Annotated in this window: 2 protein-coding genes; one reads left to right on the top strand and one right to left on the bottom strand. The window is 61.7% G+C overall.

What is annotated here, in order from left to right:
* Positions 1-628: 628 nt before the first annotated feature.
* Positions 629-1,021: an avidin/streptavidin family protein gene (locus tag D6B98_RS39005; protein WP_126262181.1), complete on the top strand. Its 393-nt coding sequence runs from the start codon at positions 629-631 to the stop codon at positions 1,019-1,021.
* A gap of 839 nt (positions 1,022-1,860) precedes the next feature.
* Here the strand turns inward: D6B98_RS39005 and D6B98_RS38995 are convergent.
* Positions 1,861-8,778 (bottom strand): non-ribosomal peptide synthetase (locus D6B98_RS38995; RefSeq protein ID WP_126262179.1); only part of this gene is annotated, 6,918 nt, incomplete at its 5' end.

Raw genomic sequence — 8,778 nt, 5'->3', positions numbered from 1 at the left:
ACCTGGCGGCGGCTCAAAGGCACAAATCAGTTGCCGAAGATCATCGCAGGTGTCAGATTCAACGATGGCATCGAGGTTATCCAAATGCCGGCAACCCACGCCGCCTGATCACCTCGTCACCCAGAATTCTGCATAGCTCAACATAGGCTGCCGCGGCACACAGACCAAAGGAGATGACCACGAGCGCGAGAATCCAAGACAAGCGCCATGAGTTTTTGTGCAATACGCGCGGTAACTCCGAGGGGCTCGCCTCAATCACTTCTATCATTCTCAGCTGCCATTCCCAGACTTTGATGCTTCTCGTTCACGTAATAATCGGCACCGGTCAAGAGCTGCGGGCGAGGCGCGGTGCGCGCCGGAAGTCCCGCTATCGGTGTAGTAATTGCCTCTGCCTCTAGAGATTAAACTCATGACGGACAGCTAGCCTATGATGGTCTTGGAGTTCGGCCGCTTGGGCGCACCGTCCCACCGATGCAGGGCCGAGGAGCGACGCCGAGTTCCAGCGTGAACTCTTGCATGTGCGCCGCATTCCTTCACCAGACGCGAAAGAAGAGCAGCAAACGTCACCGGAAATTGTATCAGACTGGTGACCCGAATGCCGTTTTCAGGCGAGTTTGGGGGCTTCACTATGAAGAGACTTCTGGCATTTTTGTTGATCGGTCAGTTTTTCTTGGCCGTCGGTCAGGCGGGCGCGCAGGGACTTCCTGCGCCCTCATACTGGAAGAATGAACGGGGGTCGGAACTGTTTGTTTGGTCCACGAATGGCGGGACCATACAAGGTACTTTCACAAACCATGCTCAAGGGTTTGCCTGCCAGGGTATCCCTTATCCCGCATCGGGAGCCGTCCGTCCAACCGGACTGTATTTTGTTGTTACTTTTGGGCAGTGCAATTCTCTCACCCGCTGGGTTGGAAAAATCAACGGTCCTCAAATGCCAACGTCATGGACGCTGTTCTACGTTGATAAGAACGGCAAGCCCAGCAAGCTAAAGGGCGCCGATACATTCACGCGCGTATGGTAGTCTTCAGCTTTCTTGCGGGGTCGACCTTAGTCGAAAACTCTCGCTCGCGAGACCTGACGTGAGACGCACAAGCTCCCTTCGCAAAGCTCCGGGCTGTCCACCATCAGTCAGGTTCGATGCTCGACAGCCTGCACGCCATCCAGGAAAGGCCGAAGATTGCTTCAAAAAGGGTCCCCCCAGACAACAAAGCACAGCCTAAGCTTCATGCAAATTTGCCGGATGGTCCGTGCATCAGCATTTCTTTCAGGCTCTAGTTTTGAAGTCGAGCGCGGGGTCCGGCCGGTGCCGCGCTAAGAGGCGTTTGGTCGGAGAAATTGAGTTTTCAGGTCTCGATACTTAAGATTCTCGCTGGCCAACCGGAGGGCTGTGCGAGTCTCGCTGTCCTGAAGGATTACCTGGCGGTGTACTACACCAGCGGTCCGGAGTGGACGGATCGTATGAAGCGATTGGCGGAGCGGGCGCCGGATCTCAACATTTTCGGACAAGGGCTGGTTGCGCGAGAACCCGGACAGTGGATCATAACGGACAAAGGCCGGGCCTTTCTTGCTTTGCTGGAACAGATGGGCGCACGGACGGCTCCGGATCGAGCGCCCGAAGGCAGGAGTGAGAAACCTCTCACAAGTAACCTTGCCGTGCTTGCTGCGGGGCGACAAGGCCACAGTGCCAATCGCAGGCATGGCCGACGTCAGCGCCTGAGGACGCGCGATGGCCGGTCCACCTAGCCCTGCTGGAAAGTTCACGACCGGCGACTGTGGCTGCATAAGGATGCTCGCGATGTCATAGAGCAGAGTCAGTGCACGAGAGGTCCGTATGCCACAAGTAGTGAATAGTTTGCGGCCCTAGACAACCTTCGAACCCTGAGCCCTCGGAGAAGTTCTTTGGGTCTGTTCAACAGTCCCGATCAAGGCCGTGGAAATGGCTCGAGCCAGAACTCGGCGGTTTTCTGGATTGCTCACCATTGTCTCGTGGTTGCCTGGAACGGGTACCGCATGAACAGCCCCAGCATTCAGGACCCGGTCCCAGCCCTGCCTCGGCAAGTCGCGATCAAGTTGTTTGTCAGCTGATACCCAACGATTGACAAGAGGCTCATTGGCATAAAAGTGGTGTATTTCAATCGGGAGCGACCGAAGGCGATAAGACTGCAGCGCCTGGTGAAATGTCGCGATCCTTAGATACATTGAAGCGCAACTGTGGAGATCGTAATCTGGAGCTAACGCTCCGATTTGCTGCGCCTTTTCAAGCAACTCAGAGATTGAGCATTGTTCGGTGTCGCGTGCCAAAACCTCGCGATGTTCGTCGCGTAAGATTCCACAACGATCCAAAACAAATTCTCGCGCCAAATGGTTAAGTGACGCGTTTGAAGCCGCAGGTGGGCTAACATCGATGAACGCAATGAATGACACGACTTCATCAATGCTCAGTAACTGCTCGGCAATAGCATAAGCCAGGATTGCACCTGATGAGTATCCGGCCAAGCGGTACGGGCCACGTGGCTGGATCTGTTTAATTGCAACAATCACCTCCGCTGCCATCGCCTCAAGTGTCGGTGGACAAACGTCATCGAAAGGGGGCCATGGCAGAGCGTAGACCGGGCAGTCTGCGTCCATTTCCGCCGCCAAACCGAGGACATAGGAATAATCTCCCCAACCTGTGGGGACAAAGAAGAGCGGTGGCTGCGATCCGGTCGGTCGAACGGAAACCACTGCCGAGTTACTGGGTTGCACCTGCAAACGAATCTTTGATGCAAGCTCCTTCAGAACGGGAGCCCGGAAGAGGTCGGTGGCGCTAAAACTCAGCCCAAACTTTAATGCTCGACTGAGCAGGTGCACCGCCAGGAGCGAGTGGCCGCCCAGCTCGAAGAAGTGGTCGTTGCGTCCGATGCGTTCGACACCAAGGAGCTCGGCCCAGATCCGCGCCAGCGCCGTCTCCACCGCACCTTGCGGCGACTCATAGGCCGCCAGCGCATAGGCCTGATCGCGAGGGGCCGGCAGCGCGTTCCGATCGAGCTTGCCATTCACCGTCAACGGAAGCGCCGCCAGGCGCACGAACGCGCTCGGCATCATGTAGTCCGGCACCCGGCCACTCAAGTGCGCGCGCAAGGCGCCCGCCAGCCCGCCTCCATCGCCCTCGTCCGAGCCGGCCTCGGGCGCGCAGACCACATAGGCGACAAGATGCTTGTCGCCGGCGCCGCTCTGGCGCGCCACCACCACCGCCTCGCGCACCCAGGCGTGCTCGCAAAGCCGCGCCACGATCTCGCCCGGCTCGATGCGGTAGCCGCGGATCTTCACCTGATCGTCGTTGCGGCCTAAGAACTCCAGATTGCCGTCCGGCAGGTAGCGTGCCAGGTCGCCGGTCCGGTACAGCCGATCGCCCTCGACAAAGGGACTGGCGATGAACCGCTCGGCAGTCAGTTCAGGGCGGTTCAGGTAGCCACGCGCCACCCCTGCCCCGCCAATGTAAAGCTCGCCCACCGCACCGAACGGCACGGGCGCGCGATCACCATCCAGCAGGTACACCCGCGTGTTGGCAATTGGACGCCCGATCGGGACCACCGACCCATTGAAATCAGCCGGGCAAGTCCAGATCGTTCCACAGACCGTTGCCTCGGTCGGGCCATAAGCGTTGAAAATTGATGCTGGGGTCCGACTTCGGATGAGTTCAGGCTTCGGCAGCTCTCCGGCGAGAATGAGAACTTGTGAGGTCAAACCTTCCAGATCCTCGCTTGTCTGAAGCAATGCTGGGGGTAATGTCGCGTGGGTGATGGCTTCGCTTTGGAGATATTCCAATAGCTTGTTACTCGCTTGACGGATCTCTTCCGAAGGCAAGTGCAAAGAGGCTCCGGAGCCAAACGCCATAAGAAGCTCCCAAGCGCTTGCATCAAAAGCAATGGAGGCGAACTGCACGACTCGGCTGTTGGAAGACGCGCCAAAGAGCCCGACCTGAGCCGACAGCAGATTGACCAATCCCTGATGTTGAACCATGACCCCCTTCGGGGATCCGGTTGATCCTGACGTGTAGATCACGTAGGCAAGATGGCCCGATGTGAGGCCAAGCGTCCGCCGGTCAGGGTTTGAAGCCGGCCGTTCGGCCCAGGGCGGGGTCGCCGTCTCCAGATCAATCACCGTCACATCGGTCAGCACTTCGGCGCCGAGTGCTGCGCGACCGACGACGTCGCAAAGCAGCAGCCTCGGCGCGGCATCGTCGACAACCTGATGCAGCCGCTCGCTGGGATAGGCTGGGTCCAGCGGCAGATAGGCACCGCCCGCCTTGAGGATCGCCAAGACACCAACCACCATCGCCGGACTGCGTTCGAGGCAGATCGCAACCGGCTGGTCCGGCTTGACCCCAAGCTCGATCAGGTGATGTGCCAGGCGGTTGGCCCGCGCATTGAGCTCGCCATAGCTCAGCCGCTCATCATCGCAGACCAGCGCCACCGCCTCCGGCGCCTTTTGCACCTGCGCCTCGAACAGCTCATGGACGCACAGGTCCGATGGATAGGCCCTCGCCGTCCGGTTCAGATCCTCCAGCAGATAGGTACGCTCCTTGGCCGGCAGGATGTCGAGGTCACGTACCGGCGTATCCGGGGCATGCTCGAGCGCCTCTGCCAGTTGCTCGAGCGCGCGCTGCATGTAGCCGCAGATCCGATCCGCCGAGACTGGCTCCGCCACCTGCGCAGTGAGGCCCAGCGCCTCGCCAAAGTCCTCCACCGACAGGGTCAGGGGATAGTTGGTGCGTTCCTCCCCACCCAGCCATTCCATGCCCGACAAGACATTATCCGTCCCGGAGCCCGGCACAGCCGGCGCCGTGTTGTGACGGTAGTTCAACAGCGTGCTGAACAGCGGCGCCGACGCCGCAACAGCGCTGCAGCGCTGTGCCAATGCCAGCGAGGCATGCTCATGTGCCAGCAGGTCGGCCAGCCGGGCGTGCGTCATCCGCACGCTCGCCTCGACGGCGGTCCCATCGAGATCAAGTCGCAGCGGCAGGGTGTTGATGAACAGCCCCATGGCGCGGTCGGCGCCAGCACTGCCCTGCAGCCGGCCTAACAGCACCGTGCCGAACACCACCTGCTCGCGGCCGCTGCTGCGCGCCACCACCTGTCCCCACGCCAGATGGCACAGGCTCGCCAGACTCACCCCCAGCCGACGCGCCTGTTCGCGTAGCTGCGCATGGAGCGCTGGCGGCAGCATCCGATGAGCCTCTCGAACCCCGCCACCGTCGCCGCGCACCTCGCTCAAGCCGAAGGGCGTGGTCGGCTCGTCGATGTCGGCCAGCAGCTCCCGGAAGAACGCTTCATCGGACTTGGCATCACCACGTAGATGCGCCTGTGCCACCAAATTACGGAATGGCTGCGGCGCCGTCAGCTCATGCACACGCTCCTCCAGCTCCGCCCGGACCTCAGCATGCATCACGTCGCGCGTCGTGTGATCCCCGATGAGATGATGCTGCAGCTCCAGCAGCAGCCAGCGCGCGCTACCGGGCTCGCGCGCAATCACAAACCGCAGCAGTGGCGCGCGGCCAAGCTCGATGCGGTGCCGACGTGGATCAAACCGCTCCTTGAGCTGCTCGGCGCCAGTGCCGTGAGCGCCATCCAGCTGAATCTCGATCACCTCCAGTCGCGCCTGCCGCCACACCACCTGGGCTGGCCGCGACAACCCCTCCCAGACAAACGAGGTACGCAGGATGTCGTGGCGATCCACCACCCGCTGGACCGCGGCAAGATAGCGATCGAGCAGCCCACGCTCGGCAAACGCCATCTGCGACACCAGTAGGTATGGATCGCCCTTTGCCGCTAGCAAATGATGGAACAGGATGCCATCCTGCAGCGGCGACAGACCGTAAATGTCCAGGATGTTGCAAACCCCGCCGGGTACCGTGGCGATGATCCGGTCGATGTCACGCTGCGTCAGCTCGATCAGCGGCAACATCTGCGGCGTGATCGCCGCAGTCCGCTCGGTGATCAAGTTGGCCGGGACCGCCGCCTCGTAATGACGACCCAGACTTGCAGCCAGATCCGCCAGCACCGGCTTGACGAACAAGGTGCGCACCTCGATGCGCAGTGACCGCCGCCGTAGACGCTCGATCATCTGCACCGCCAAGAGCGAGTGCCCTCCCAGTTCGAAGAAGTTGTCGTCTCGTCCGACCCGCTCCAGCCCGAGCAGCTCGGCCCAGATCTGGGCCAGAACCGCCTCCATCTCGCCCTGTGGCAGCGCATAGGTCCGGCGCACATAAGCCTCGTCGCGAGGGGCCGGCAGCGCCTTGCGATCGAGCTTGCCGTTCAGCGTCAACGGAAGCGCTGCCAGCCGCACGAACGCACTCGGCACCATGTAGTCCGGCAGCCGCGCACTTAAGTGCGCGCGCAAAGCGCCCGCAAGGGTGCCTGCATCGCCCTCGTCAGAGCCGGCCTCGGGCGCGTAGACCACATAGGCGATCAGATGCTTGTCACTGGGGCCGTTCTGGCGCGCCACCACCACCGCCTCGCGCACCCAGGCGTGCTCGCAAAGCTTTGCTACGATCTCGCCCGGCTCGATGCGGTAGCCGCGGATCTTCACCTGATCGTCGTTGCGGCCCAGGAACTCAAGATTGCCGTCCGGCAGGTAGCGTGCCAGGTCGCCAGTCCGGTACAGCCGATCGCCCTCGACAAAGGGACTGGCGATGAACCGTTCGGCCGTCAGCTCAGGGCGGTTCAGATAGCCCCGTGCCACCCCCGCCCCGCCAATGTAAAGCTCGCCGACCGCACCGAACGGGACCAACCCGCCATGACCATCCAGCAAGTAGACCCGCGTGTTGGCGATTGGACGGCCAATCGGAACGATAGCGTTATCAAACTCAGCGGGGCAGCTCCAGGATGTAACGTCGATCGCGGCCTCAGTCGGACCGTAGAGATTGTGCAGGGCCGTCCAGGGCAATACGTGCCGAACTCTATGCACACTGGCGGCAGGGAGCGCCTCGCCGCTGCATAAAACCCGCCGCAGCGATGTGCAGCGCTCAACACTCTTGGCATCCAAAAAGCTGACCAGCATAGATGGCACGAAGTGAACCGTCGTGATGCGCTGGCTGATGATCAAGTCGACCAATGCATCGGGATCTCTGTGCGCACCAGGCGGCGCCAGCACCAGCGTTGCCCCTTCAAGCAAAGTCCAAAAGAACTCCCAAGCCGAGACATCGAAGCTAAATGGCGTCTTCTGCAAGACGAGGTCTGTTGCCTTCAGACCATAGGCGTTCTGCATCCAGATCAGGCGATTAACGATAGCCCGATGCTCATTCTGGGCCCCTTTGGGCGTGCCCGTGGATCCCGAGGTGTAGATCACATAGGCGAGATTGCGGGAGGTTAGGCTGAGCGCGCGCGGGTCAGGATTTGCATCCGGCAAGCTGGCCCAGGCCGGCGCCGCAGCATCGAGCTCCACCACGCTCACATCGGCCGACACTACCGCGCCCAAGGCTGCACGGCCGGCCACATCGGTCAGCAGTAGGCGGGGCACCGCATCGTTGAGCACCTGGCGCAGCCGTGCCGACGGATATGCCGGGTCCAACGGCACATAGGCCCCACCAGCCTTCATGATCGCCAACAGCCCCACCACCATCATCGAACTGCGCTCAAGGCAGATCGCAACCGGCTGGTCCGGCCTAACCCCGAGGGCGATCAGGTGATGTGCGAGGCGGTTGGCCCTTGCATTGAGTTCAGCATAGCTCAGCCGCTCATCGTCGCAGACCACCGCCACTGCATGCGGCGCCTTTTGGACCTGCGCCTCGAACAGCTCATGGATGCACCGCTCCGCAGGATATCTCGCCGCCGTTCGGTTCAGCTCCTCCAGCAGATAGGTGCGCTCGGCAGTCGACAGCAGCTCAATCCGGCGGACCTCTTGCTGCGCATCGGCAGCCATCGCCCGCAGCAGCGCCAGCAGATAACCACGCTGCCGCTCGATGGTCGCCTGATCAAATAGCGCCGTGGCATAAGCCAGCGTTCCGGCGATCTCCGCGCCATGCTCGCCAAGGCTCAGCTCCAGATCGAACTTAGCCTGATCAATCTCGTCCCCGGCAGCTTCGACACTCAGCCCCGGCAGCTCCAACGCCCCAAGCGCATTGTTCTCCCAGGCCAGCATCACCTGGAACAATGGCGTGTGATCAAGAGCGCGGGGCGGCTGCACGATCTCCACCACCTGCTCGAACGGCAGGTCCTGATGCTCCTGCGCAGCCAGCACCGTGCGCCGCGTCCGCTCCAGAAACTCCGACACGCTTGGCTCGCCCGACAGATCCAGCCGAAGCGCCAGGGTGTTGACGAAGAAGCCGATTAGCTCTTCGATCTCCCGGTGCCCCCGATTGGCGCTCGGCACGCCAATCACAAGATCGTCCTGTCCCGACAGACGCGACAGCACCGCCGCCCAGGCCGCCAGCACGATCGTGAACAACGTCGTGCCATGCTGCAGGCTCAGCCGCCTCAGCTCCCGCGTCAGATCCGCATCGATGACGATCGGGACCGTGGCCGCGGCAAACGACTGCTGGCCAGGCCGCGCACGGTCCGTCGGCAAGACAAGACGGGTCGTGCCTGCCAGGGCGCTGCGCCAATATTGCGCCTGCTTCTGCAGCCGTTCGCCCGACAGCCATTGGCGTTGCCAGGCGGCGTAATCCGGATATTGGATCGCAAGCGGCGGCAGGGGATCGTCCTGCCCAGCCTCGAATGCTCGGTAAAGCTGGCTAAGTTCACGCAGCAGCACGCCCATCGACCAGCCGTCCGAGACGATGTGATGCTGGGTCAGCAG

It is taken from the genome of Bradyrhizobium sp. LVM 105, from assembly GCF_003957705.1.
Taxonomy (GTDB): domain Bacteria; phylum Pseudomonadota; class Alphaproteobacteria; order Rhizobiales; family Xanthobacteraceae; genus Bradyrhizobium; species Bradyrhizobium frederickii.
Note: the sequence above shows the minus strand (reverse complement) of the source record. Positions and strands in the feature narration are given on the sequence as shown.